Raw genomic sequence first — 25,762 nt, 5'->3', positions numbered from 1 at the left:
AAACATGGCACAGCCAATCCGAGTGCTTGTGGCGAAGCCGGGTCTGGATGGACACGACCGAGGGGCTTTGGTAATTGCGCAGGGTCTTCGGGATGAAGGATTTGAGGTAATTTACACTGGATTGAGACAGACGCCTCTGCAAATTGTAGCAACTGCCATTCAGGAGGACGTGGCGTGTATCGGGCTTTCCAGCTTGTCAGGCGCGCACATGGAACTCTTTCCGGAAGTCGTCCGCCTCTTGCGCGAACGTCAGGCAGAGGACATTCTTGTTATCGGCGGAGGCGTCGTTCCCGATGAGGATAGGAAAGCCTTGCTGGAACAAGGGATTGCCGAGGTTTTCACACCTGGCACAAAGATTCAAGAAGTGGCCGAATTTATTCGCAGCCATGTGCGTTTTGATAGTCTGGGAGAGGACACAGAGGTCGGTTTGACCAATAAGGTCGATCACGTCGCCATCGCGGTTCCCCGCATTGCCGACGCGTTACCCTTTTATACACAAGTTCTGAAGCTGTCAGTCGTTCACGAAGAAGTGATTCATGACCAGCAAGTGAAAGCCGTCTTTGTCAAAGCTGGTGATGTTCACATCGAATTGCTGGAGCCAACTGCCGAGTCCAGTCCCATCGCAAAGTTTGTACAGCAAAAAGGCGGCGGACTTCATCATATCGCTTATGAAGTAAAGGATGCTGCTGATGCACTGGCTGCAGCCGAGCAGGCAGGTTTTCGGCTCATAGATAAGAAACCGCGGTTTGGGGGACGAGGTAAACTCATTGGTTTCGTCCACCCAAAAGATACAAACGGTGTATTAGTTGAATTTTGTCAGTTGACGACAGAGGAGGTACACGCGCCATGATGGAGGATAAAATTTACGAACTTCAGGACAAGCGAAGAAAAGTGGAACTTGGCGGCGGTGATAAAAGAATTCTGCAGCAGCATGAGAAGGGTAAACTAACTGCAAGAGAGCGAATTGACTTGCTGTTGGACGAGGGAACATTTCGTGAAATCAATTCCTTTGCCAAAACCCGAACGTCGTACTTCGGTATGGAAGCTGTGGAGGCACCTGGAGAAGGTGTAGTGACTGGTTATGGTAAAGTTGAGGGCCGTACAGTTTTCGTATTTGCGCAGGATTTCACTGTATTCGGCGGAGCATTGGGAGAGGTTCACGCCCAGAAAATCGCAAAAATGATGGACTTGGCTGTGAAGAATGGAGCCCCAGTTATTGGACTAAACGATTCTGGCGGGGCAAGAATTCAGGAAGGTGTCGTGTCCTTGGACGGATACGGACACGTGTTCTATCGGAATTCCATTTATTCTGGAGTCATTCCACAGATTTCAGTCATCATGGGTCCATGTGCCGGCGGAGCAGTTTATTCTCCGGCCATAACCGATTTTATCTTCATGGTTGAGAAGACAAGCCAGATGTTCATTACAGGACCGAAGGTTATCGAAACCGTAACGGGAGAGAAGATTTCGAGTGAAGACTTGGGAGGGGCGCGGGTCCAGGAAGCCGAGAGTGGCGTCGCTCATTTTACCGCTGAAACGGAAGAGGATGTACTAAAGAGTGTTCGACGTCTACTGTCGTTCCTGCCATCGTCCCACGAGCAGTCTCCGCCAAACAGTCATCACGCTGAAAACATCGAACCGGATGAGGAACTCATGAACCTGGTTCCTGTCAACGGCAGCAAAGTCTACGATGTTAAGGATGTCATTGCTCGCCTTGTTGATGATGAGGATTTTATGGAGGTACAACCCTTGTTTGCCCGGAATGCTGTCATTGGCTTTGGGAGAATAGGGGGTTACGTGACAGGTCTCATTGCAAACCAGCCAAAGTTTATGGCCGGCGGACTCGATATTGATTCATCTGACAAGATTTCCCGGTTTATTCGGTTTTGTGACTCCTTTAACATACCGCTGATTACACTTGAAGATGTAACAGGTTTTATTCCGGGTATCAAGCAGGAGCACGGGGGTATCATTCGCCACGGCGCAAAGATTCTGTACGCATACTCAGAAGCCACTGTACCGAAAATTACTGTGATTTTACGCAAAGCATACGGAGGCGCGTATGTTGCGATGAACAGTAAGGCTATCGGAGCAGACTTAGTCTATGCTTGGCCGGCTTCGGAAATAGCGGTCATGGGCCCGGAAGGTGCAGCGAACATTATTTATGCACGAGAGATTGCGCAGAGTGACAATCCTGTAGAAACGAGATCGGAGAGAATTGAACAATACCGCGAGCAGTTCGCAAACCCCTACATTGCGGCTGGGGCAGGAATGGTTGACGACGTTATAGACCCCCGTGAAACCAAACGGAAGTTATATGAAGCCCTTCAGCTGCTTGCTGATAAATGGGAGACGCGCCCGCCGAAGAAACACGGCAATATTCCGCTTTAATCTGGGTCAACGACGGGTTGCAATGGTAGACACATGAATGGATTCACTACGTGTTGACTCTACGCGGAGACATACAGAAAGAAGGCTTTCTATGAATTTTGAAGATGTTCGTGATTTGTTTCTTGAATTGGTTCAGATTGACAGCCCGTCATTTTACGAAAAGGCCATGGCAGATCGTTGCAGGGAACTGTTGGAGCAATTGGGGTGTACTGTTACAGAGGATGATGCGGGCAAGCGGTTGCAGGGAGAACAAGGTAATCTCATTGCGACACTTCCTGGAAACTTGGACCGGACACCGGTATTACTCGCAGCACACATGGACACAGTACAGCCAGGAATTGGCGTAATGCCGCAGATTGACGATTCCGGTGTCGTGAGGAGCAGCGGTGATACCGTCCTCGGTGCTGACGATAAGGCAGGTGTGACAGCCATCGTCAGTGCCTTGCGTGAAATTGTGCAGAACGGGCGAGACCACGGTCCAATTCAAATTGTTTTGACGGTTTGTGAGGAGCAAGGCTTGCAAGGGTCAAAACAGCTGGAAGCCAGTCAACTCAACGCAAGGTTAGGTCTATCCCTCGACTCGGGAGACGCCCCCGGTACTTTGATTGTTGCCGGACCCACACAGGTAAAGTGGCAGGCGGAGTTTAGAGGTAAGTCAGCTCATGCCGGCGTGGCCCCGGAAAAGGGCGTGAGTGCAATAAAGGTTGCTTCCCAGGCCGTTGCAAAAATGCCTCATGGACGGCTGGATAAGGGGACAACAGTTAACGTGGGCAGCTTCGTTGGCGACGGCCCGACGAACGTTGTCAGAGATAAAGTTACACTACTCGGTGAAGCCCGCGGTTTAAATACAGATAGTTTGAATTCAGTTATCGCACAGATAGAGGAAACCTTCGCAAATACAGCAGCAAAGGCCCACGCAGAAGTGTCATTTGAACACAAAGTCATGTACGACGGGTTTCGGTTTGAAGAAACGGATGCTGTCCGTCAAATGGCCGAAAAAGCCATTGCCAATGCGGGGCTTCAGGTTCATGCGGTAGAGCGCGGCGGAGGCAGTGACGCGAACATCTACACGGCATTAGGAGTTCCTACCATCAATATTGCAGTAGGCTATGAGGATATCCATTCAACAAAGGAACATGTTTCCGTTCATGATATCATGAAGGCTGCTAATGTCATCATAGAATTTCTTGACTTGGCGTAGGCAGCCGTGTGAGCGACTCTTCTCATGGCACGCAATCGCATATTTCCCCCTTCGTCACAGCATACTACACCATGAGCTTGTGACGGAGGGGGCGTTTTTTTGCAGAAATCTAAGGCTAGGTTATCACACATGCCTGCGGGATCTTCAGGAGAAGAGGGGCATGGCAGTCTCTCGACTCGCGAACTGATATTTATTGGCGTTGGCGGTATCATTGGTGCTGGTTTTTTTCTGGGGTCTGGCCTACCGATAAAAATGGCAGGTCCCAGTGTCTTATTGGCTTTCCTGCTTGGTGCAATTGTAACCGCCCAAGTAACAGGGTCTCTGACTTCAATCGCGGCAAACCACCCCGTTCGAGGTTCTTTCAAGGTTTTTGCGGACATGTACATGGGACGTTTTGCGGGCTTTCTTCAAGGATGGACCTATTACCTGACAAGTATCCTCACAATATCCAGTGAGGCAGTGGCGATGTCGGTCTTCTCGAAACTCTGGTTTCCGCACATCGCCTCGTGGATTCTAGTGAGTGTCTACAGTGCCGGAATTTTGGTGTTGAATGCGTTTGGTGTAAAAAATTTCGGTAAAGTAGAATCTATCATGAGTGTCTTGAAAATTGGTGCACTGGCAGGTTTCATTATCTATTTGGGTTTTTTCGTTGCGAGTCGGATGATGGGGCCAAGCGCAACTGGTGCGTCGCCTGTTGTCCATCCGTTGTTGGGGCCCGGCGGAGGCTTTTTTCCCCACGGATTTACTGGTCTGATGCAGTCTATTCTCATTGTCATCTTTGCTTATGCTGGAATTGGAGTCTTTGGTACCGCAGCTGCTGAACTCAAAAATCCAAAAGGGATTGACAAAGCGGCGTGGGGGACCGTCATCATCTTGGCGGCGTTATATATTCTCTCCATTGGTCTGTTGCTCATGATTGAGCCGTGGAATACGGTCAGTACGAAAGCAAGTCCCTTTGTTGTCGCGTGGAAAGACGTGGGTTTGCACTGGGTCGCATCGCTGTTTAATGGAGTTGTGTTTGTGTCTTCATTCAGCGTCATGACAGGAGCTGTGTTTTCAGCTGGCCAGATTTTGAGTAATCTAGGGACGACTGGGGAGGCTCCACACTTTGTGACGAAGCGCGACCGCCGCGGCGTTGAAATGTGGGCGTTGGTGTTTACAGCAGCTTGCATTGCAGTTGCCATAGGCGCGTCTTATTTGTTACCTTCAAACGTTTACAGTTTTCTGGTGAGTGCATCCAGTTTCTTTACGTTCTTCAATTGGTTTGTCATCCTGTGGACGTTTCTCAGTTGGAGGATTAAGACAGACGAAGACAATCACTTTCTTTCTTCATTGGCCTTTGGTCAGCCGATATCTACGGTTGTCACAATGCTGTCCATCATTGTCTTGACAGGGTATGCTTTAACACAGCATGATCAACGTGTAGGATTTTACTTTTGCGCGGCGGTGTTCGCGCTTTTGAGCATATCTTATGTGTTGTTTGCGCGACACAGTAAAGCAGCAGCTACAGAGGACGCTAACGAAGATTGAGGTGTTGAAACGTGGGCTCTACGAAAAGACAGGAAGTCGATTACAGACAACTGACGGAAGAAACGTTGAATGTGACTGAGCTATACACGGGACGCATGATTTCCCTTCATCAACTGACAGTCCAGTTGCCGAACGGGAAGCAATCGACTCGCGACATTGTGCGGCACCCGGGGGCCGTTGGAATCCTTGCTGAGGACAACAATGGCGGTCTGCTGGTCGTTCATCAGTGGAGAAATCCCATTGACAAGGTTCAGTTGGAAATCCCTGCTGGCAAGCTGGAGCCGGGAGAAGAGCCTGAAGTGTGTGCAATCCGTGAGTTGAAGGAAGAAACGGGATACAGTTGTACAGAATTGAAGCAGATTGCAAAATTTTACACAAGTCCGGGCTTTGCGGATGAAGAAATTACGTTGTTTTATGCCACGGGATTGCAAGTGGGGGACTCCGAGCCGGATGACGATGAGTTTTTGCAGGTGGAGTCTATCAGTAAACAAAAAGTTAAAGAGCTTGTAGATACAGGGCAATTGTCAGATGCAAAAACACTGATTGCATTTCAATGGTGGCTTCTCGAAAGGCAATTCCAAGCATGATGAAGACGGCTTATGCAGATTTCCACATTCACATCGGTTTTTCACACCATCAACCCGTGAAAATTACGGCAGCGAAAAACCTGACTTTGAAGGACCTTCTGGAACATGCTTTACACGAGAAAGGGCTGCAAATCGTGACGGTGATTGACGGCGTTTGTCCAAGTGTACAGGCGGATTTTCAAAGTCTAATTGACATGGGTCAACTTGAACTGACACAGTGTGGCGGATATCTATACCAGAGCCGGCTCTTGGCGATTCCGGGAGCGGAAGTGGAAATTTCAGGTCCGCAGGGTGGTGCCGCCCACTTCGGGTGCTGGTTTCCTACCTTGGCCGCAGCCCGCGACTTTTCCATGTGGTTAGCCACAGTTCAGACAAACGTAAATCTATCTTCACAAAAGGCTAGAACAACCGCAGCAAAGTTGCAGGAACAAGTGGATGATAGAAATGGCATCTTCGTTGTTCACCATGCTTTCACGCCCCACAAGGGGCTTTACGGAAGCTGTGTCAACCGTTTGTCAGAAATACTGGATACGGACGGTGTCGATGCGATTGAACTTGGATTGTCCGCGAATACAGACATGGCCGATTCCATCAGCGAACTCTCGGACTATACTTTCCTTACCAATTCCGATGCACACTCTCTAGCAAAAATTGCAAGAGAATACAATGCACTGCACGTGGACGAAGACCTCAGTTTTGAAGAAGTGAGAAAAGCCCTTCGTCGCGAGATGGGGCGGGCCGTGGCAGCGAACTACGGTCTTGAGCCCAAACTGGGAAAATACCACCGCACCACATGCAATGCGTGCGGGGAGCCGTGTGCCTCAGGAGATACGACATGTCGTAATTGCGGGTCTTCCTCCGTAACGAAGGGAGTTTATGACAGATGGCTTGAACTACGAGACTTGAACACTCCGCAGCACCCATCCCATCGACCGCCGTATCAGTCACAGATTCCGTTGGAGTTTGTTCCTGGATTGGGGCCAAAAACGAGAGTGAAACTGATAGAAACGTTTGGGTCAGAAATGAAGGTCCTGCATGAAGCGAATGAGACTGAATTAGCAGACACTGTAGGAGAGAAACTGGCATACAAGATAATTGCGGCCCGAGATGGAAACTTACGCTACAGGATTGGCGGAGGGGGAACTTACGGAAAAGTCATTGAATCCTGAACGGGACATAAAAGATTTTGGCTGCGCATAGATTCATAGAGAACTTGTACAGTCCGGAGGGATGTCTTGTGAAGGCAATGGCAGTTCCGCTGAAAGTGAATCTCTATGAATCATGGTCTACCATTAAACACAAAGCAGAACCTCACATTCATGTGTGGATGTTTCTAATCGGTATTTGTGCCATAGGTTTGTTATTTGGAGGGGCTGTAGCCGGCCAATTGAACCAGAGTGATGTGTCAGTTTTATCTGCTTCTGTAAACAATTTGCTAAATGCCATTTCACATCATCAGTTGGCAAGCCCTTCTGATTTGTGGTGGCAGCGTGTAACAGGTGACCTGCAGGTGCTCGGGTTGCTGTGGTTGTTCGGTGTGTCTGTCATCGGTCTTCCCTTTGTTGCGGTGGTGTTGTTTTTACGGTCTTTTAGTGTAGGCTTTGCAGTGGGTTTTACGGTCATTCAGTTCGGTTGGAAAGGGCTCGTTCTTGCTGGCTTGGGTATTTTTACTCACCAGCTTATTTCTATTCTGGTGTTACTCGTCGCAGGTGTGATGGCTGTTCGATTTTCCTCAAGAATTTTGCAAAAAACTGAATCGTTGACTACATTGTCAATCAGGTTCTTGGGATATACTGGACTATACGTTTTGTGTGCTGCAGGACTGATGGTTAGTGCCGGCCTGCAGGCGTTTGTAATGCCTCACTTACTGTCAGCGGTTTTAATTGGTAAGTAGCGGCCTCGAGAGAAGCTAAGTCAACCTGAAAGGATTTGAATCGGTGCGCAAGTTTACGGACATCAACGAAGGTTTTGTCTGCAGTCATTGTGGAAAACATGTACAGCCGTCGGCGAAGTCGTGTCGTAACCATTGTCCGCAGTGTCTGTATTCGGTTCATCTCGACGACAATCCCGGTGACAGAAGCGCGGACTGCGGTGGACTCATGAAACCGGTAGCCGTCCTTTACAATCCGAAAAAAGGCTATCAAGTGGTTCACAGATGTCTTGTCTGCGGGACGGAAAAACGAAATGTATTGGACTTTGAAGATGAGTTACAGCCAGATTCAATGGATACAGCGCTTGCTATTATGAAAAATGGCTAGAGCGTAAGGGGGGCGTTTCAATGAGCAATGACAGTTCAGGTCAATCGATTGGAACGATGTTTTCCGCCTTTTTGACATTCTGCATAGTGGCCGCTGCCATTTTTGCCGGATGGCATTTTATTCTTAGATATGCGCCAGCTAATCCCTATAAAACTCCGCAAAAGCCATACGTTTCGGTCAGCAAGGCTATCGGAAACCAGCGAGTTGTCAGTTTGGAAAAAAAGTTGGAAAATGAAATTATCGATTTTTGGAGATTTGGAGCAGTTTAACATGCGACCTTTGGTAATGAGAACCTTTGTCGATTTGAGGCAGGACTTTGACCCGACGTGTGGAATACCAAGGAAGACGTGATACCGGGGAATCGAGGGACTGCACATGACGGAATGGATATCTGGTTTCATTGATTACTTATCTGTAGAGAGAGGTTTATCAAAAAACACGCTTGAATCCTATCAACGCGATTTAACCTCCTTTGCTGTTTACCTCAAAAAGCTGTCGTCTACGGGACTGCTTGAGGCCAATCGCACTCATCTATTAGGTTACATGTCCTACCTGCAAAGCTGCGGGAGAGCCAATTCCACCATGTCCCGGAATCTGGCAAGCTTGCGGTCTTTTTATCATTACTTGCTTCGCTCAGAAGTCATAGAAGCGGATCCCACCGTTCATGTAGAAACACCAAAAATTGAAAAGCGTCTGCCAAAGGTGTTGACTGTGGACGAAGTTGAACGGCTGTTGAGTGCGCCAAACACGGCCTCGGCATCTGGAATTCGAGACAAAGCCATGTTGGAACTACTGTACGCAACTGGCATCCGCGTGACCGAACTGATATCAATTCAAATTTCTGATGTAAATTTATCGGCAGGATTTTTGAAGTGTATGGGCAAGGGGTCAAAGGAGCGAATTATTCCTATTGGTGATGTGGCCCAAGGTGCGTTGCGAGGATATCTGAATGGCAGCAGGGACAAGTTACTGCGTAAGCATCAGACTGAAGCATTGTTTTTAAATCATTTGGGTGAGCAGATGTCACGGCAAGGGTTTTGGAAACTGTTAAAAAAATACAGTCAGGCTGCCGGCATTACGAAAGACATCACACCGCACACTCTACGTCACTCGTTTGCAACTCATTTACTGGAACGGGGAGCGGATCTACGGTCAGTTCAAGAAATGCTGGGTCATGCGGATATCTCGACAACACAGATTTATACACATGTGACGCGAGGACGTTTGAAAGAAGTGTATGCGACGGCTCATCCTCGCGCGTAATTCAGACACCTGGGGGGAATGAGGATGGATACTCGCAAACGCTGCATTTGGATTGTCTTGGATAGTGTCGGTATAGGGGCAGCACCTGACGCCGAAAGATACGGAGCAGCAGACGAGCAGAGCAATACAATAGCCCACGTCGCCGACGCATTGGGCGGTTTGAATGTACCAAATTTAGCACAGCTTGGACTTGGGAATATTACACCGATTGACGGTGTTCCAAAGTCTCTCAAGCCGGGCGCCTATGGCAGAATGCGTGAAGTGTCGTACGGCAAGGATACCACCAATGGCCACTGGGAATTTGTCGGAGTAATCCTTGAAAACCCGTTGCCCACATATCCCGATGGGTTCCCCCGAGAAGTCATCAAGCCGTTTGAAGACTATACCGGAAAGAGAGTGCTTTGTAACGAGCCCGCCTCAGGAACGGTTGTCATCGAAGAATATGGTCCATTGCACGAGGACACTGGACGGCCTATTGTCTACACGTCTGCAGACAGTGTCTTTCAAGTTGCCGCACATGAGTCTGTCGTACCTGTAGACACCCTGTATGACTGGTGTAGGTATGCTCGCTCCATTCTGGTTGGTGAGCATGGGGTGGGTCGTGTGATTGCACGTCCGTTTACGGGTTCTAAAGGAGCTTACCAACGGACGCACAGGCGCAAAGATTTTTCACTGACGTTCGGAGATACGGTTCTGAATACGCTGCAGCGTCATGAACTACCGGTCTGTGGAATTGGGAAAATCAGTGACATCTACGGCGGATCAGGCATTACCACGGCCATACATACGGAAAGCAATCAGGATGGAATGAATCAATTGGTGGAGCGGATGCAAGTCCAGGATAGCGGTCTAATTTACGCAAATCTTGTTGATTTTGATGCACTCTACGGTCATCGTAACAATCCAGAAGGCTTTGGAAGGGCCATCGAGGAGTTTGATGTGCAGTTGACAAAAGTCCTTGACTTGCTTCGAGATGATGACTTGCTGTGTATCACGGCCGATCACGGTTGTGACCCGACGGTCCCAGGAACAGACCACACTCGTGAATGGGTACCGCTGCTGCTCTTTAACAAGACGATGACAAGGTCCGTGTCGTTGGGTGACAGGGAGACATTTGCGGACATTGGCGCTACTATTGCCGAATACTTTTCACTGCCGTCGTCCGCAGCTTCCACTGGAACAAGCGTGTTGTCAAAGTTGTGGTGAGGGAATAAGTCTCAGGTATAGCAGCTTTCATTCCGCCCATTCTATAGATGGGGAGGGGATGAAAGATGCCAAAAGGTGTCCGGTGTTACGTTGAAGAATGTGCATACAATGACAGGGAATCCTGTTCCGCTGATTCGATTGAGGTCATGACGAACGGAAGCGATATTGTAGGAACCAGCAAAGGAACCCTGTGCCAAACGTTTATTTATCGGAATTATGTTCACAGGGATGATTCTGAACAGCCGAATATAGAGTCTTAACAGCGAGCCAAACGGCTCGCTTTTTTACGTTTATTTCCATGCTTATCTTTGTTCTTACAGCCTATAAAGACTTTACAAACTGTGCAAGCTAAGGTGACCGCAAAATCACGACCTTAGGGAAAGGAGTGACTGTTTTGCAAAAGAAGGGGAGCCGAAGCGTCAAGTTTACCGTAGCAGTTAGCTGTGCTACGGCCTTGTTGTTCACACCGGTATCTGCTTTTGCCAGTTCACAATCTGCAGATAAAGTTGAAGTTAACATTCATCCTCCTGTGCTTCAATCCGGAACACATAAGCCAGTGTCCAGTGAGAAACAAGACACGGACTTAGCCGAAAATGCACAGTCTGCAGTGATTATGGATTTTGCAACAAAAAAAGTGCTGTTTGAAAAAGACGCGAATAAGGAATTACCCATGGCGAGCATCACAAAGATTATGACCATGCTGTTGGCCATGGAAGCCATTGAAAAAGGTCAGTTGAAATTGACTGACACAATTACCGCTAGTGAACACGCAGCAAGCATGGGCGGCTCGCAGATTTTCCTTGAGCCGGGAGAAAAAATGTCGCTGAATGACATGATGAAAGGTATTGCCATGGCCTCAGCGAACGATGCTTGCGTAGCCATCGCTGAGCATATGGCGGGCACAGAGTCGGAGTTTGTGAAAAAGATGAATCAACGTGCGAAGGAACTTGGCATGAATCACACCCATTTTGTGAACTGTAATGGTCTGCCCGCTGAGCATCATTACAGCTCTGCAAAAGATGTTGCCGTCATGTCCAGGGCACTGTTACAGCACCAGCAGATTACAAAATGGACTTCCGTGTACAGTGATTATCTGCGCGAAAACTCCAGTCATCCGCTTTGGCTTGTCAATACGAACAAACTCGTTCGCTTCTATGATGGAATGGACGGACTTAAAACAGGTTATACGTCAGAGGCGAAGTACTGTTTGTCAGCCACAGCAAAAAGAAAAGGATTTCGAGTGATTGCTGTTGCCATGGGTGAGCCTAAAATTACCATTCGGAACCGGGAAATTACACAGATGCTCGATTGGACCTTTGGTCAATACACGTCCAAAATTCTTTATCAACCCCAGCAGGTGATTCGGCAGGTTCGCGTTCCACACGGGGTTCCGGAAAGAGTTAGCATTCAAACTTCCGACACGGTAGGTGTCATACACAAAAAAGGGGAAAAGCCAAACTATAAAACTCAAGTGGAACTGAATAAATTGAAGGCACCGATTAAAGCAGGGCAAAAGGTTGGTACGCTGAAAATTGTGAATGATGATGACGTGGTTGCCTCAGCAACGTTGGTATCCGCACAGAGCGTTAGAAAGGCGAACCTCTTCGAAAGTATCGGACAGACCACAAAACACTTGTTCACGTTTGGCAAACACTGACCCGGTGCTTTGGAACAGACCTCAAAGCGGTCAAAACGGTTTGTGACTCGTGATTGACTGACGCCGTTGACTGATGGCAAGCTCGAAAGTGCCAGGATGATAAATCGACACGAACACATAGATTTGTGTCGATTTATTACTCATTGTCGAGAACTTCATCGATTTCTATTATTTTTCCGGAAATGTGAGGCTAGACTTGCAAATAATCTACGCCAGCGCTAATTGCGCCTGCAAGTTGTCGTACTTGCAAATCCGATTCCAACTGCAAACCATAAAGTTGCTTCTTTTCGTCATACGGTAAACCGGAGGTGCCGAGTTCAAGAATTTTACTAACAACCTCCAGTGTTTTCGCCGGCATTTGAGCATTGTAATAAATATGTGCCAAAGCAAGATACAGACTGCTCTGAAGCTGTCGGTCCGATTGAACCATAAAGGTGGCTTGGACACCGTCTTGAATGGCTTCGTTTATCCGGTTTAGTTTTACCAAGCAAAGCCCGCGTTCGGACAGAGCGAATGCATGACGAAAGGTATCTTGGCTGAATTCCGAATCCTTTAAGCATTCATCAATTGTTTGAAGGGCCTGCTCGTACTCTTGCTTTTCTCTAAGGATAACGGCTAAATTGATTTTACACTGATTTCGGCCTCGCATATGTCGTACGGATTCATACAGCGCAACCGCACGATTTGTATCTTCGGTGGCTTTCCCGAATTCGCGCAGTTTGACACGCACGTTGGCTAAGCCGTGGTACACAATGGCCAGATCCAAAGTTGCTGAGTAGTTCTGAGCTTCGTCGAGGGCATGCTGATAGCTTTCAAATGCAGCTCTGTATTCCCCCAACATGTATAAAATGCGTCCAAGATTTGCATGAATTTTCATTGAGATGGGCATTTTCAAGTCTTTGTGTCGCAGCAGCAACTGCTGACCACGAAACCAGTACATACGAGCCAGCCGGAGCTTTTCTCTCTTTCGTTGCAGCGTTCCCAATTGGTAGTATGAGTGGACGGCAACGGCCGCTTCATCAGATTCAAGCGCAGCTTCAGCGGCATAGTTGTACATTTGTGTTGCATTTTCGAGATCGCCTATGTGCTGATAGCATTGGGCAGTCTCAGTGTATAACGTAAACAAACGCACTTGCGGCGGCGGAGAAGCAATGAGCGTTACATACAATTCCAACGCCTCGTGATACTGATTCCCATCCATCAGAGTTTTTGCACGTCTGTATCGTTGGGTACTCTCATGAACATGAAACTCATCTTTGAAGAAGCTTTTGGAGACTCCCAGCGCTTTCGAGATAGATTCAAGTACGGTTTCCGACGGCAGCGCTCGGTTTGCTTCAATTTGGCTTACCATACTGGCCGAGATTAAAGTACCGCCCAGTTCTTGCTGCGTCATGTGGCGTGCCTTACGCAACATTCTAATTTTGGCTCCCAAGCTATCCATTCTCCAAATTCAACCACCATTTCGACTTTTCCCCATTGTACTACTTGGTTGAGAGATTGAGAAGGCAAGGTGAGTGCGGAATTTGCCGAATTTATAATTATTCACACTAGTTTCGTCGACGGTGCAGGAGTTTGAGCTAAAAGATTGTAAACTACACCATGAGAACATGACCACCAACGGGGAGGGACACACCCATGAACATGACGGCACAAGTGGACAACAGTGTACTAGTGGTTCAACTTCGCGGCGAACTCGACCATCACGCTGTTGAAGGCATTCGTGATGAGATTGAAGAACAGTTGAGACAAACGGACTACCGTGGATTAGTCATGAATTTCCGCGACATTGACTTTATGGACAGCTCAGCTTTGGGTCTGATTTTGGGCAGGTATCGCAGCGTTAGCCAGCATTCTGGGAAGATGGCCTTATGCGAAGTCACGGCGAGTCTTCGTAAGATTTTCGAGTTATCCGGTATTCTCAAGATTTTGCCCCTGTTTGAAACCGAAGATATGGCAATCCAATTTGTGAAGGAGAGCTGAAGATAATGGCGGGAAATCAGCAAACTCCCACAGCTGTAGACAATTATATGACATTGGAATTCTCTAGCAGGTCAGAAAACGAGTCTCTGGCCAGAGTCAGTGTGGCTTCTTTCGCCGCGCAGCTTGACCCAACACTCGACCAGTTGACGGAACTGAAAACAGCTGTGTCTGAAGCTGTGACGAATGCGATTATTCACGGCTACGAGAGCAATGAAGGCAAGGTTCGATTGGAGTGTAGTCTATATCAAGGGACTATCGAAGTACTTATTACCGATTTCGGCGCAGGCATTGCTGACGTTGAAGAGGCGCGACAACCCTTATTTACCTCACGTCCTGAATTAGAGCGCTCCGGAATGGGCATTACGATAATGGAAAACTTTGTTGATGAACTTGTGATTGACTCTAATCCTGGACAAGGCACGAGGGTTCTGATGCGCAAGTTCATCAGTGAGCCTTCGCAGCAACAGTGACGGGGAGTCCTACATGATGGATCATGCAAACGGAGCAGCGGAACGATCGCACAAGTACTCTGACGAAGAAATCAGAGATTTGATTGCCAGAAGCCAATCAGGGCAATCTGATGCTAGAGACCAACTGGTATTGTCCAACCAGCGTTTGGTATGGGCTGTCGTCCAAAGGTTCCTTGGCCGAGGGTATGAGCCGGACGATTTGTTTCAAATCGGCTGTATCGGCTTAATGAAAGCAGTCGACAAGTTTGATTTGTCTTATGAAGTAAAATTCTCTACATATGCTGTACCCATGATTATTGGCGAAATTCAGAGGTTCCTGCGAGATGACAGCACTGTGAAAGTCAGCAGAAGTCTGAAGGAAACAGCCAAAAAAATACGACATGTTCGTGATGATTTGGCTAAGGAGCTCGGCAGACAACCCGTTATCTCCGAGATTGCGGAAGCCTTGCAGATAGAACCTTCGGAAGTCGTGTTTGCGCAAGAGGCATTGCGCTCACCCGCGTCAATCCATGAGACAGTATTTGAAAATGATGGAGATCCGATCTACCTGATGGACCAAATTGCAGATGATGACAATGAGGTTTGGTTTGACAAGATTGCATTGCATGATACGCTAAATCATCTGCCTGAACGGGAACGCCTGATTGTCTATTTGCGATTTTTCAAAGACAAAACACAGTCGGATGTGGCAGGTGTTTTAGGCATATCACAAGTCCAGGTATCGAGGCTCGAAAAACGTATCTTACGGTACATTAAGGAACAGTTGGAATAAATGCGGTAAATGTGTGTTTGTCTGTAATAGATGGTGTACATTGTGTTACTCTTAGACAGTCGACCTCCACAGTGTGTGGAGGTTTTTTGTGTTTGACTGAATTGATTTCCGGACAAACTACAGGAGATTTCAAGGGAGGTGGGTTGCGTGACAACGCGGTATTTGAACGACAAGAAAGCGTACGGACAGTTCGTCAAACAGCATAGACCGGCTCGGACCATCTTTCGCAATACGATAAGGGCATATATGGTCGGTGGTGCAATCTGTGTAGTTGGACAGGTCGTTCAAAACTTGTTTATTCACTACGGACACTTCTCCATCAAGGACGCAGGAAATCCAACTGTAGCTGTTATGATCTTAATGGCCGTTATTCTCACTGGATTGGGCGTATATGATAAATTCGCCAATTGGGCCGGGGCTGGAAGTGCTGTTCCTGTAACCGGTTTTGCGAACACCATGGCGTCTGCAGCTATGGAATACAAGAGCGAGGGGTTCATTAGTGGAATTGGCTCCAATATGTTCAAATTAGCCGGGCCTGTAGTTGTCTACGGTGTGGTAAGTGCCTTTTTTATTTCACTGATTCGCTACCTTGTTACCCATTACTAAAGGAGGCATCAGAGCGTGTCCAAGGTTGGCAGGCAAACGTGGAAATTCAGCCGCGGCGCCAGTGTGTTGGCGACAGGGACAGTTGCTGGAACGGTGGAAGGGAAAGGTCCTCTGGGAACCGACTTTGACCTGCGGATTTCAGACGATCACTTTGGTGAACCTTCTTGGGAGAAAGCGGAACAGAAACTGTTTGAAAGTGCAGCAAAAATCGCTCTCGATAAGGTCAGCCTCTCAGATGGAGATTTGGACCTGATTGTTGGCGGTGATTTAAATGCCCAACTGAGCAGTTTTTACTTTGGATTGCGCGCATACTCAACTCCACTCATTGGGACCTATGGCGCCTGCTCCACCGTTACAGAATCCCTGGCTGTTGCAGCGATGGCCATTGACAGCAACAACGTAAATTATGCCCTTGTAGGGACGTCAAGCCACAACAGTACGGCTGAGCGGCAGTTTCGATATCCTACCGAATATGGTGTCCAGAAGCCGCCAACAGCGCAGCGAACGGTGACTGGATCGGGAGTCGTTGTGCTGGGCAGCAAACCCTTTGGCGAAATGCGCATCACACATGCCACAATCGGTAAGTTAGTCGATATGGGAATCAGCAGTCCATGGGAGATGGGAGCGGCTATGGCTCCGGCAGCCTTTGATACCATTCAAGCGTTCTTCCGGGAGAGCGGGATGAAACCGAAAGACTTCGACTGCATTGCTACGGGCGACCTTGGTTACATCGGGCATGAACTTTTGGCCGAAATGTTTCGTGACGCTGGTATGGACCTTGGTGAACGTCTGACAGATTGCGGCATGCTCATCTATGACAGAGAGCAACCAGAGGTGTATTCAGGCGGCAGTGGTGGTGCATGCTGTTCGCTTGTTACTTTTGGACACCTGCTTGACAACCTGTCTTCCGGCGTCTGGAATCGAATGCTGGTTTGCGCGACAGGTGCACTATTATCTTCTGTCACGGTACAACAAGGGGAGACTGTGCCCGGTATCTGTCATGCCGTGGCGTTCGAACGGGTGAGCGCAGAAAACACAGATGGAGGGACGAAGTCATGATTTTTTTGTGGGCGTTCGTTATTGGCGGCGCAATCTGCGCCATTGGCCAAATTGTAATGGACACTTTCAAATTAAATCCAGGTCAAGTCATGGTAGGGCTTGTGGTCGCTGGCGCTATTCTTGACGGGCTGGGCCTCTATGATCCTCTAATTAAGTTCGCGGGGGCCGGTGCCTCAGTCCCAATAACCAGCTTCGGAAATGCATTAGTCCATGGTGCATTGGCTGAAGCACATGCACACGGTTTGATTGGAATCGTGACAGGGATTTTTGAGGTGACGAGTGCTGGAATATCTTCAGCGATTGTTTTCGCTTTCCTGGCAGGCATTCTTGCTCGACCGCGGGGATAGTGTGACGAAACAGAAAAAGAGCGCTATCCCCTCCCTTACAAAAAGTGCCCATTCTCTTCTTACACCGTTGGCATATGCTACACCAGCGAACCGAGCAAAGAGGTGGAGTAAGATGATGAACGTCCTTATGTTTCTCCCAAGACTGTTTCGGTACTTTGGTATGTTCCAGACATTTATTGGAGTAGTCCGTCCAATTTGGCCGCATCTTGCGCAAATTTGGCAGCGGGTTCCCATTCCGAAAGCGGCTAAGACGGCATAATTGCTGTTATCCGGACGGTAAACACCGCCCCGACAGCAACAATGTAGACCCCGTCACACTGATGGTATAGTATGGATATCAAGCAGGTGTGATTATTTAAGACTTGGCGGGTGAAGTCTGTGGGTGAGATTCGAATTCAGGGAAATGTGCATGACATCAGGATTGTCAAGAAAGGCACAGTTACCTATATGCGTTTCGGATTGCATGGAGGGTGGCAGGGAGCGCTTCACCACCAGCACCCATCCCGTCCGGTCTTTCCATATCAAAGGGCTTTTGCCGCTGCTTTGGAGATGGTTGGACCCATTCACTCGTTTCTGTCGGTGGGCGTCGGCACTGGAACCTCCATTACAAGTGTGACGAATCGATTTCCGGAGTCAGAGATTTATGGTGTGGATGTGGACGAGCAGGTCATACAGGCTGCAATCCAATACTTTAACGCTCCTTCCTATGAGAATGCGAATTATTTTGTAGGAGATGGACTTAAGTACATACGAAGCTCTGACAGAAAGTTTGATTTAATGTTTCTCGATGCTTACATGAGCACTCAAATTTATTCCCCAGTACTGGAACTTGATGTGCTGCAGTGGATTGATGAAGCGCTTGCTGAAGCCACGGGCACAGCCTGTTTCAATGTAATCTCTCAAGTTCCGCCGTATGGACAAGTGAAGCGTTGGTGGCAGGAGGCAAAGAACCGCTTTCCTTCGGCCATTATGATCCCGGTGGGAGTTCCCTATACCAGTCAAAATACACTTGTCATTCTCTCCAAATCCGAGCACATTTCCAATCTTCGTATCCGTTCTGCATTGCGTCACAGTCAGATTTTGTCACCCTGGGAACGCCTGACGTGGCCGCTTCGGCTTCGTTCCTAGCCCAAGCATAGGTGCCATGGGTCCCTGCTGGCGTCATTTGACTTCCGTCGAGTTGTATAAGTTTATGCTATAATGTGCGTAAATCTCGCGAGAATGGGGATTGTTTTTGCGGTGGAATTTAATCCAATGTAAAAGGAGTTCACGGTTTGTCGAATTTACTTGGACCTGCGTTCATCTTCTTTGTACTAGTCATACCAATCAGTCTCGTGATTCACGAATATTCGCATGCCAGAACAGCTGACATGCTTGGTGATAGAACGCCGCGCTTGGCGGGCAGGTTAACTCTGAACCCTCTGGTCCACTTGGATCCACTGGGATTGATTATGATGCTGTTTGCACCCATCGGCTGGGCGAAACCAGTTCCCATCAACGGCGGCAACTTTAAGAGACCGCGAACCGGTTTGATTCTGACGGCTTTTGCAGGGCCCTTTTCTAATCTGGTTCTCGCTGTAATTTGCTTCACTATTCTGCGCGAGTGGAGCATACCGACCAGTTCAATCCAAGATTTTTTACATCGGCTCGTGTCCTGGGGGGCTTACATCAACGTTATCCTGTTTGTCTTCAACCTGATTCCAATTCCTCCACTCGACGGATCCCGAATTGTGTCCAACTTTTTGCCTTATAAACAGGAGATGGCTTATCGAAAGCTGGACGTGTATGGACCGTTCATTTTACTTCTGCTTTTTTTAATACCGCCGTTGAACAATTTGTTGATGATTCTTTTTCAGTATGTCACAACTCTTATTGCTGCGGTATTTGGCGTCGTACTGGTTCTGTAGGCAATTTGGCGGCACGATACAGGCTAGACTAGGACTGTTTGTAGACGATTTTTTGAAGGCGGGTAGGAGCGCGTGGCTGCAGCTTATGAAGTCGTGTTGGATAAGTTCTCGGGTCCATTGGACTTGTTACTTCACTTAATAAAAAAACAGGAAGTTGACATACACGACATTCCGATTGCTTCTGTTACAGAGCAGTATTTGGAATACCTTCGTGCCATGGAAGAACTGTCTCTGGAAATTGCCAGCGAGTTTCTTGTCATGGCTTCTACCTTATTGGCCATCAAAAGCAGAATGCTTCTGCCGCGGCCCGCACAGGAGGAGGACGACGAAGAAGTTGCTGATCCAAGGGAATTGTTGGTTCAACAACTGATTGAGTACCAATTGTGCAAGCACGGCGCACTCCAGCTGAAAGAACTGGGTTTGTCGCAAAGCCAGATATTCTCGCGGCCGCCGCTTGATTTAACTCCGTATACGCCTGATGCGCCGACGCGGGTGGAAGGCGTGTCAATGTGGGATTTAGTTGATTCACTTGTGAAATTACTTCGTCGCATCCCGAAACAGGACAGAGTCGCTCAGATTCCCGGCCGCGTTGTAAGTGTGGAGGAGATGATGGAGTCGATACTGCGTAAACTGCAGAGGTATGGGTCGTGTGGTTTTTTCGAGCTGCTGAGTTTTTCTGTTACCCGTACGGAAGTGGTATCCGGTTTCCTGGCGTTGCTCGAATTAATAAAAAATGGACAGGTCCATTGTCGGCAATTGACGTTGTTTGAAGAGATTGAGATTGTGTTGGGTGAGGAGGAGTCTAGTGCTTATGTCGCTGACGGCCCCGCTTGAGGCTCTCTTGTTTGCTGTTGGCAGCGAGGGTCTAACTACAGAGGAACTTGCACATGCATTACAATTGAACATAGACGAGACTTTGTCGCTTTGTAAACAGCTTCAGGCAGAGTATGAACAGCGGGAATCAGGCCTTGCGGTGACCGAGTTGGCAGGAACTTGGCAGTTAGTGACGCGTTCCGAGTACTCGGATTACATACGGCGCTTAGCTGCGTCGCCGTCGTCTACTCAATTAAGTGCTGCCGCTCTTGAAGTTCTCTCCATCGTAGCGTATAAACAGCCTGTATCACGGATGGATATTGAGTCGATTCGGGGGGTTCAATCGGACAGAGTTGTCGCAACCCTGGCACATCGCCAACTAATAAAAGAAGTTGGTCGCAAAGAGGCCCCGGGCAGACCTGTTCTGTTTGGTACGACAGATTTGTTTTTACAGACCTTTGGCTTGCGCAGCCTTTCGGAACTTCCGAAGTTACCGGAAGAGCAAGAGGTCTCACAAGATTTGTCACTGTTCGAGGTGAGGCCCGAAGAACTGCCGCGGGACTAGTTTCCTCTGTGATCCATACTGCTGTGATCCATACTGCTGTGACCTACACTTCGTTCGTCAAGACGCTTTGCTTTTGTATATAAGACAAGTGTTACGGGAAAAGTAAAACCGTCCGATATAACGATGGGGCGGTTATTTTCATGTGGCTTTGGTTCTTTATTGCCGTTTTTGTCTTCCTGATTCTTGTCATTTTGTTGTGGCTTTCTTTGACTATAGAAGTTTCTGTGTCAAAGACCGGCAGTGAATTTACCGGATTTGTGAAGTTTAGCTATTTGTTTGGACTCATCACAGTTCGCAAGTCTTTTTCCGACGTGAAACCGACAATGACTGACGAAGGCCCCTCCTTGAACAGCTCCGTTCATAATGCAAAGAAGTCACAGCACAGGATCTTCACAGCGGAGGAAGCATGGAAAATTCTAAAAGACTGGCCCACGTGGGTCCGGAAGTTACGGCGTTTTACACCTATTGGGAAATGGACGTTAAGAAAAACGAAAATCACAGCATTTTCAAGTAAGTTGACAATTGGAACAGGGGACGCACCCAGTACTGGACTTGCAGTCGGATCAGCATACGGAATCATTGGAGACGTCGTAGGAGTGATGAGCCACTACATGCGACTGGAGCGATTGCCTACAATCCATGTCAAGCCAGACTTTTCTGAAGAGGTGTTTGACTTGTCGCAGTTGTGTATACTCCAAATTCGCGTCGGGTACGCTATGTGGGCAGCAATTCGTTCTTTTCGTATATGGAAGAGCAAGAGGGGGCAATAGCCATGGAGCATCCCATTCAGGGACTAATGCAAACTGCAATGAGTAACATTCGTGATATGGTGGATGTCAATACAATTATTGGCGATCCCATTGAAGCACCTGACGGAACAGTGATTCTGCCAGTGTCAAAAGTTGGGTTTGGATTCGCAGCAGGCGGCAGTGAGTTTGAGGTGGCAGATTCGTCTTCACACACGAAATCGGGCGGCGGCAACGCCGGTCAGGAAAGCAGCGGAGAACATCCCTTTGGAGGCGGTTCAGGAGGCGGAATATCCATAACTCCTATCGGCTTTCTGATTGTTAAGGGCGATAACGTACGCCTTCTATCCGCGGACAATCAGAACCAACTTTACGACAGAATGATGGACATGGCACCTGTTGTAATAGAAAAGATTCAATCCATATTTAAGAAGGACTCCAAATCATCGGAAACAAAATACTCAGAGTCCGTCGGCAGCCATGAATCCGAACAACCTCCCACCCACTAAGCCCGGTGATTTCAACGCGCAGACAAGTTCGTGCATGGCACAACAATGAATTCGTGCATGGCATAACAATGAAATAGTTTGTCCTAAATAGCATGAGGCTGGCATACCCTTAAAACAGATGGACATCTTCTGTAGGGGGTGCCAGCTTGATTGACCTGATTTGGCTCGGTTTGTTTGTCGTAGGTCTTGGTACAGCCGCATTTACGGGACGGATTAATGAAGTGTCCCAGGCCGTTCTCGGCGGTGCGGAACGAGGCGTAACACTATCCTTTGGCTTGATTAGCGTAATTGCGCTTTGGTTTGGTTTAATGAAAATTGCAGAAAAGGCTGGGGTCATTGAGTGGTTGTCCAAACTGCTGCGTCCGATTGCGCGTTTCTTGTATCCATCCGTTCCTCCGGACCACCCGGCAATGGGATCAATCCTTGCAAACATGAGCGCGAACATTCTCGGGATTGGCAATGCTGCGACTCCGATTGGTCTCAAGGCCATGAAGGAACTTCAGGAACTCAATCCTGACAAAGAGACAGCTAGTGACGCAATGTGTACACTGCTCGCTATCAATACGGCAAGTATTACTTTAATTCCCACTGCTACGATTGCAATTCGGATGCAGTATCATTCAGCCAATCCGACTTCAATTGTGGGTACTACTGTCTTGGCAACGGGAATGGCTACACTTGCAGCCATTATTCTGGACAGGTTGTTCAGAGCGATGGCACGTCGAAAGAAGGCGACTTGATGCAGGCTATCATTTCTACCATCTCCGCTTGGATGTTGCCGTGCATCATCGCCGCCATTTTGGTCACAGGCTATGTGAAAAAAGTGTCCATTTATAATACTTTTATCAACGGCGCAAAAAGTGGATTTGGCACTTCTATTCAACTTATGCCGCATTTAATCGCTATGATGGTGGCCGTTCAAGTTTTTCGGGCCTCCGGCGCTATGGGAATTATTGTACATGCTCTGTCACCCTTGTTTCACTTTTTTGGTATTCCGCCGGAAGTGGCTCCCATTGGACTCTTACGGCCTATCAGCGGCTCGGCATCACTTGCCTTTATGACGGACATTTTTCAGCATCACGGTGTGGATTCGTGGATGGGACAACTTGCTTCCACCATGCAGGCAAGTTCGGATACGACGCTTTACGTGATTACCGTCTATTTTGGGAGCGTCGGCATTTCCAACTTCCGATATTCATTGAAGGTTGGTCTACTAGCTGATTTAGCGAGTGTCGTTTTTAGCGTGTTTGCTGTGACGCTGTTGCTCGGTGTTCCAAAGTTTTGAAGTGCCCTTGACGATGCAAAACGTCGACTTCGCATTCTCTTCCTAAACCAGTATAATGTTCCGTGTGCCTTTGGACGATGAAGGCGACAGGGAGTGATGGTTTTGGAGAGGCTGCAAAAGGTACTGGCCCACGCCGGGATTGCATCAAGGAGAAAATGTGAACAACTGATTGTAGACGGCCGTGTGAAAGTAAACGGACATGTGTGCACGGAGCTAGGTACACAGGTCAGAGCAGACGTTGATAAAATTACAGTTGACGATAAAGTGGTGGTTCTGGAAGAGAAACAATGCATTCTTCTACATAAGCCCACTTCTTATGTGACAACCGTTACAGATCCTGAGGGACGACGAACGGTACTACAACTGGTTCCGTCCAGTCTCGGACGCCTGTATCCAGTCGGGAGACTAGATTACGAAACGAGTGGTCTCTTGCTGTTGACAAACGATGGAGATTTGGCTCAGGCGCTGATGCATCCGTCCCACGGCATCGAAAAGGTGTATCGCGTGACACTTGTCGGAATGCCGGAGAAGGAAGAGCTCAAACAGTTGGAAAAAGGCCTGCCGCTCGAGGACGGTACGACAGCACCTGCTGAGGTCAGTGTCCTGCGAAACCATCCGCTGGAATCGGTTATAGAACTCACGATTCATGAAGGCAAGAACAGGCAAGTGCGCAGAATGTTCGATTACTTGGGCTACACGGTAAAACGCCTGAAGAGAATTGCTTACGGTCCGCTTCAATTGGACAAACTTCCGCCAGGGAAGTGGAGACCGCTCACGAAGAGTGAATGGGATACACTCTACGAGGGTTCCGGCGTCACCGCGCCTCCGTGGCCTGGTGCAGCGATGGAGGTTAAAAGAAAGCAACAGCGACGCAGGAGCAATCAAACGCAAAATAAGCAGACAAAAAGCCGCGGCTATCGGGGAAAAAGGCGCCCGTAGAGATGTACAGACAGCGAACCTGAAGTCAACAATAACGCAATTTGAGTGAATGGTTCCCCCTTCGACTGCAGATATTAAGTCGATAAAAGAGCAGCGGTACGATGTCAAGGCCCTAAGGTGACATAATATTTGTCGAATTGCTACTACGTTGGACGTGGTGCCAAAATTAGCAATACTCAACTAAGCCCACCCTACCTAGATTTTTAAAATATGGTGAAAAACCTAGGAACTGGTGGATAGAGGTCGATCGCGGTAAGTTTATGCGCGTTGTCGGACCCCTCCTTCCGGAGTGTAAAGTCGGTTGGTCTTTAGCAGATAGAAGACCACTCGCATCAGTTTCCGGGCTGTAAGCGCAAGGGTACGTCCCTCGGCAAATTCCTTTGGCTCCGCTCTCTTCTTGGCATAGTACTCGGCGAAAACAGGGTCGTGCACCCGGACACTGTTTGCCGCTTCAACCATGTAGTACTTGAGGTAGCGGTTGCCAGAATGAATCAGTCGAGTTCGGTTGGCTGTGAATTTCCCGGACTGGTGAACGGTCCAAGCGAGCCCGGCGTGTTTAGCGGCTTCCGCGTGGCTCTTAAACTGGCTTACATCCAGCTCAGCTACAATGCCGGAAGCAAGAATGGGACCGATACCGGGAATGGAATCAAGGGTTTGCGGGATCGTCGCCAAGTGGTCCTCAATTCCTTTGCGTAGTGCCTTCAGTTGCTCTTGTACCGTTCGAATCACGCGAATACTAGAAGCCATTGCGAGATTGACCGAGTCCGACATCGACTGGGGTAGCCGGTACGAGGAGCGAGCAGCCTTCTGTAGCACTTTAGCAACGACCTCAGGATTTTCGAATCGGTTCTTGCCATGTGCCACAAGGAATTCAATGAGACGCTCAAGGGGCATCTCACAGAGTTCCTCAACGGATTCGAATTCCTCCATGACAGCAATGGAAGTTGCCGAGAGCTTGTTTCTCTTAAAGGGACCTGTGCTGCTGTAGTCACTGAACTTGAGATACAAGTTCGTCATGAGGAAGTTGCTCTCTCTAGACAGATCCTGCATCAGGTGGTAGCGGGCTCGCGTCAAGCGCTGCAACGCCATGAGCGGCTCGCTCCAGGTAAAGGGATGCGGGAGAAGGCCTGTCCGAAGCTTAGCTGCGATAAACCAGGCATCTACTCTATCGTTCTTGGGGGCACTCAGGTAATGGGATTTCTTAAACTCCCTGATAAGACTGGGGTTAAAGACGTAGACCCTACGCTGAACACCAAAGTCCAAATGACGTTGCAGATACATGGCGGCATGGGTTGAGTAGCATCCAGTATGTTCGAGACCAAAGAGAATCTCTTCAGCCTGTTTCTGTTTTGCCAGCTTGGAGATACGATCCTGAAACTCTAAAATCCCAGGACGATTGTTGGTAACGGTGAATCGACTCACAGGTCGTTTCTCATCGTCCTGTGTTAAGCAGCAAACCACGTTCTCTTGGCTGCCTACATCAATTCCGACAAACAAGGAGGAAGTCAATATAATCACCTCCTTCAGGTTGGGATGCAGATGCCTGCGACCTCGGGATGACCCTGGGAAACCCATGAACGACAGCCTTGCGAGCTATTGGAATACACCAGACGTCATCGGTGCACGAGCCTCCTTCTGCTGGCAGGAGGGATGACGGACCGGGAAACAGTC

General features: G+C 48.5%; 31 protein-coding genes. 29 read left to right on the top strand and 2 right to left on the bottom strand.

Translation table 11 applies throughout. From position 1 onward, the window contains the following. Window positions 1-4 precede the first annotated feature (4 nt). From mce to GI364_RS12855, 13 genes are all read left to right on the top strand, one after another. Window positions 5-850, top strand: a complete 846-nt coding sequence (gene mce / locus GI364_RS12915; RefSeq protein ID WP_198849700.1) for a methylmalonyl-CoA epimerase — start codon at window positions 5-7, stop codon at window positions 848-850. Further along, window positions 850-2,391 (top strand): acyl-CoA carboxylase subunit beta, encoded by a 1,542-nt coding sequence (locus GI364_RS12910; RefSeq protein ID WP_198854001.1) that lies wholly within the window; start codon window positions 850-852, stop codon window positions 2,389-2,391. The genes mce and GI364_RS12910 overlap by 1 nt, the downstream gene beginning before the upstream one ends. A gap of 91 nt (window positions 2,392-2,482) precedes the next feature. Continuing rightward, on the top strand, window positions 2,483-3,592 hold the full coding sequence (locus GI364_RS12905) for a M20/M25/M40 family metallo-hydrolase (protein ID WP_198849699.1): 1,110 nt from the start codon (window positions 2,483-2,485) through the stop codon (window positions 3,590-3,592). A gap of 99 nt (window positions 3,593-3,691) precedes the next feature. Then, entirely contained in the window at window positions 3,692-5,122 is a 1,431-nt protein-coding gene (locus GI364_RS12900) for an amino acid permease (protein ID WP_198849698.1), read from the top strand. Window positions 5,123-5,133: 11 nt separating this feature from the next. Then, the gene (locus tag GI364_RS12895; RefSeq protein ID WP_233095777.1) at window positions 5,134-5,709 is read left to right on the top strand and encodes an NUDIX hydrolase; all 576 of its coding nucleotides are present in this window, start codon (window positions 5,134-5,136) and stop codon (window positions 5,707-5,709) included. Then, complete coding sequence (locus GI364_RS12890; RefSeq protein ID WP_233095776.1) at window positions 5,706-6,878, top strand: endonuclease Q family protein; 1,173 nt, start codon at window positions 5,706-5,708, stop codon at window positions 6,876-6,878. Before GI364_RS12895 ends, GI364_RS12890 begins: the two co-directional genes overlap by 4 nt. A 77-nt stretch (window positions 6,879-6,955) precedes the next feature. Continuing rightward, window positions 6,956-7,603, top strand: coding sequence for a stage II sporulation protein M (gene spoIIM, locus GI364_RS12885; RefSeq protein WP_233096169.1), 648 nt, complete (start codon window positions 6,956-6,958; stop codon window positions 7,601-7,603). A 43-nt stretch (window positions 7,604-7,646) separates the two neighbouring features. Further along, window positions 7,647-7,967, top strand: a complete 321-nt coding sequence (locus tag GI364_RS12880; protein WP_198849696.1) for an RNHCP domain-containing protein — start codon at window positions 7,647-7,649, stop codon at window positions 7,965-7,967. 20 nt (window positions 7,968-7,987) lie between these two features. Continuing rightward, window positions 7,988-8,236: a hypothetical protein gene (locus tag GI364_RS12875; RefSeq protein ID WP_198849695.1), complete on the top strand. Its 249-nt coding sequence runs from the start codon at window positions 7,988-7,990 to the stop codon at window positions 8,234-8,236. A gap of 106 nt (window positions 8,237-8,342) precedes the next feature. Continuing rightward, window positions 8,343-9,230 carry a site-specific tyrosine recombinase XerD gene (gene xerD, locus GI364_RS12870; protein WP_198849694.1) on the top strand — a complete coding sequence of 296 codons (888 nt, stop codon included), beginning with the start codon at window positions 8,343-8,345 and terminating at the stop codon, window positions 9,228-9,230. 24 nt (window positions 9,231-9,254) lie between these two features. Next, window positions 9,255-10,436 carry a phosphopentomutase gene (locus GI364_RS12865; RefSeq protein WP_198849693.1) on the top strand — a complete coding sequence of 394 codons (1,182 nt, stop codon included), beginning with the start codon at window positions 9,255-9,257 and terminating at the stop codon, window positions 10,434-10,436. Window positions 10,437-10,501: 65 nt separating this feature from the next. Then, window positions 10,502-10,696, top strand: a complete 195-nt coding sequence (locus GI364_RS12860; protein ID WP_198849692.1) for a DUF1540 domain-containing protein — start codon at window positions 10,502-10,504, stop codon at window positions 10,694-10,696. Window positions 10,697-10,830: 134 nt separating this feature from the next. Continuing rightward, window positions 10,831-12,093 carry a D-alanyl-D-alanine carboxypeptidase family protein gene (locus GI364_RS12855; RefSeq protein WP_233095775.1) on the top strand — a complete coding sequence of 421 codons (1,263 nt, stop codon included), beginning with the start codon at window positions 10,831-10,833 and terminating at the stop codon, window positions 12,091-12,093. Between the two features lie 190 nt (window positions 12,094-12,283). Here the strand turns inward: GI364_RS12855 and GI364_RS12850 are convergent, their stop codons facing one another. Continuing rightward, window positions 12,284-13,525: a helix-turn-helix domain-containing protein gene (locus tag GI364_RS12850; RefSeq protein WP_198849691.1), complete on the bottom strand. Its 1,242-nt coding sequence runs from the start codon at window positions 13,523-13,525 to the stop codon at window positions 12,284-12,286. A 203-nt stretch (window positions 13,526-13,728) separates the two neighbouring features. Here GI364_RS12850 and spoIIAA point away from each other — a divergent pair, with 203 nt between their 5' ends. The 16 genes from spoIIAA to GI364_RS12770 all read left to right on the top strand — a co-directional run bounded on the left by spoIIAA (window position 13,729) and on the right by GI364_RS12770 (window position 24,091). Further along, window positions 13,729-14,073: an anti-sigma F factor antagonist gene (spoIIAA, locus tag GI364_RS12845; protein ID WP_198849690.1), complete on the top strand. Its 345-nt coding sequence runs from the start codon at window positions 13,729-13,731 to the stop codon at window positions 14,071-14,073. A 5-nt stretch (window positions 14,074-14,078) separates the two neighbouring features. Then, the gene (spoIIAB, locus tag GI364_RS12840; protein ID WP_198849689.1) at window positions 14,079-14,543 is read left to right on the top strand and encodes an anti-sigma F factor; all 465 of its coding nucleotides are present in this window, start codon (window positions 14,079-14,081) and stop codon (window positions 14,541-14,543) included. A 16-nt stretch (window positions 14,544-14,559) separates the two neighbouring features. Continuing rightward, a complete protein-coding gene (sigF, locus tag GI364_RS12835) occupies window positions 14,560-15,315 on the top strand; it encodes an RNA polymerase sporulation sigma factor SigF (RefSeq protein ID WP_198853997.1) in 756 nt (251 codons plus the stop codon). A gap of 147 nt (window positions 15,316-15,462) precedes the next feature. After that, window positions 15,463-15,921: a stage V sporulation protein AC gene (gene spoVAC, locus GI364_RS12830; protein WP_198849688.1), complete on the top strand. Its 459-nt coding sequence runs from the start codon at window positions 15,463-15,465 to the stop codon at window positions 15,919-15,921. Between the two features lie 15 nt (window positions 15,922-15,936). Then, on the top strand, window positions 15,937-16,980 hold the full coding sequence (spoVAD, locus tag GI364_RS12825; protein ID WP_198849687.1) for a stage V sporulation protein AD: 1,044 nt from the start codon (window positions 15,937-15,939) through the stop codon (window positions 16,978-16,980). Further along, window positions 16,977-17,327 (top strand): stage V sporulation protein AE, encoded by a 351-nt coding sequence (spoVAE, locus tag GI364_RS12820; protein ID WP_198849686.1) that lies wholly within the window; start codon window positions 16,977-16,979, stop codon window positions 17,325-17,327. The genes spoVAD and spoVAE overlap by 4 nt, the downstream gene beginning before the upstream one ends. 112 nt (window positions 17,328-17,439) lie before the next feature. Continuing rightward, complete coding sequence (locus GI364_RS12815; RefSeq protein ID WP_198849685.1) at window positions 17,440-17,586, top strand: hypothetical protein; 147 nt, start codon at window positions 17,440-17,442, stop codon at window positions 17,584-17,586. 119 nt (window positions 17,587-17,705) lie between these two features. Then, window positions 17,706-18,455: a spermidine synthase gene (locus GI364_RS12810; RefSeq protein ID WP_198849684.1), complete on the top strand. Its 750-nt coding sequence runs from the start codon at window positions 17,706-17,708 to the stop codon at window positions 18,453-18,455. Window positions 18,456-18,601: 146 nt separating this feature from the next. After that, on the top strand, window positions 18,602-19,234 hold the full coding sequence (locus tag GI364_RS12805) for a site-2 protease family protein (protein WP_233095774.1): 633 nt from the start codon (window positions 18,602-18,604) through the stop codon (window positions 19,232-19,234). A gap of 72 nt (window positions 19,235-19,306) precedes the next feature. Next, a complete protein-coding gene (locus tag GI364_RS12800; RefSeq protein ID WP_198849683.1) occupies window positions 19,307-20,068 on the top strand; it encodes a segregation and condensation protein A in 762 nt (253 codons plus the stop codon). Next, a complete protein-coding gene (scpB, locus tag GI364_RS12795; RefSeq protein WP_198853995.1) occupies window positions 20,046-20,612 on the top strand; it encodes an SMC-Scp complex subunit ScpB in 567 nt (188 codons plus the stop codon). Before GI364_RS12800 ends, scpB begins: the two co-directional genes overlap by 23 nt. Before the next feature lie 140 nt (window positions 20,613-20,752). Beyond that, window positions 20,753-21,382: a DUF2953 domain-containing protein gene (locus GI364_RS12790; RefSeq protein WP_198849682.1), complete on the top strand. Its 630-nt coding sequence runs from the start codon at window positions 20,753-20,755 to the stop codon at window positions 21,380-21,382. A gap of 2 nt (window positions 21,383-21,384) precedes the next feature. Further along, entirely contained in the window at window positions 21,385-21,867 is a 483-nt protein-coding gene (ytfJ, locus tag GI364_RS12785; protein ID WP_198849681.1) for a GerW family sporulation protein, read from the top strand. A gap of 146 nt (window positions 21,868-22,013) precedes the next feature. Next, the gene (locus GI364_RS12780; protein WP_198849680.1) at window positions 22,014-22,607 is read left to right on the top strand and encodes a nucleoside recognition domain-containing protein; all 594 of its coding nucleotides are present in this window, start codon (window positions 22,014-22,016) and stop codon (window positions 22,605-22,607) included. Then, entirely contained in the window at window positions 22,607-23,152 is a 546-nt protein-coding gene (locus tag GI364_RS12775; RefSeq protein ID WP_198849679.1) for a spore maturation protein, read from the top strand. The genes GI364_RS12780 and GI364_RS12775 overlap by 1 nt, the downstream gene beginning before the upstream one ends. Window positions 23,153-23,254: 102 nt before the next feature. Next, window positions 23,255-24,091, top strand: a complete 837-nt coding sequence (locus tag GI364_RS12770; RefSeq protein ID WP_198849678.1) for a pseudouridine synthase — start codon at window positions 23,255-23,257, stop codon at window positions 24,089-24,091. 258 nt (window positions 24,092-24,349) lie between these two features. On the opposite strand, the gene GI364_RS12765 is transcribed toward GI364_RS12770, so the two are convergent. Continuing rightward, the gene (locus tag GI364_RS12765) at window positions 24,350-25,609 is read right to left on the bottom strand and encodes an IS110 family RNA-guided transposase (protein WP_233096141.1); all 1,260 of its coding nucleotides are present in this window, start codon (window positions 25,607-25,609) and stop codon (window positions 24,350-24,352) included. Window positions 25,610-25,762: the final 153 nt, after the last annotated feature.

Source organism: Alicyclobacillus sp. SO9 (assembly GCF_016406125.1).
Lineage (GTDB): Bacteria > Bacillota > Bacilli > Alicyclobacillales > Alicyclobacillaceae > SO9.
Note: the sequence above shows the minus strand (reverse complement) of the source record. Positions and strands in the feature narration are given on the sequence as shown.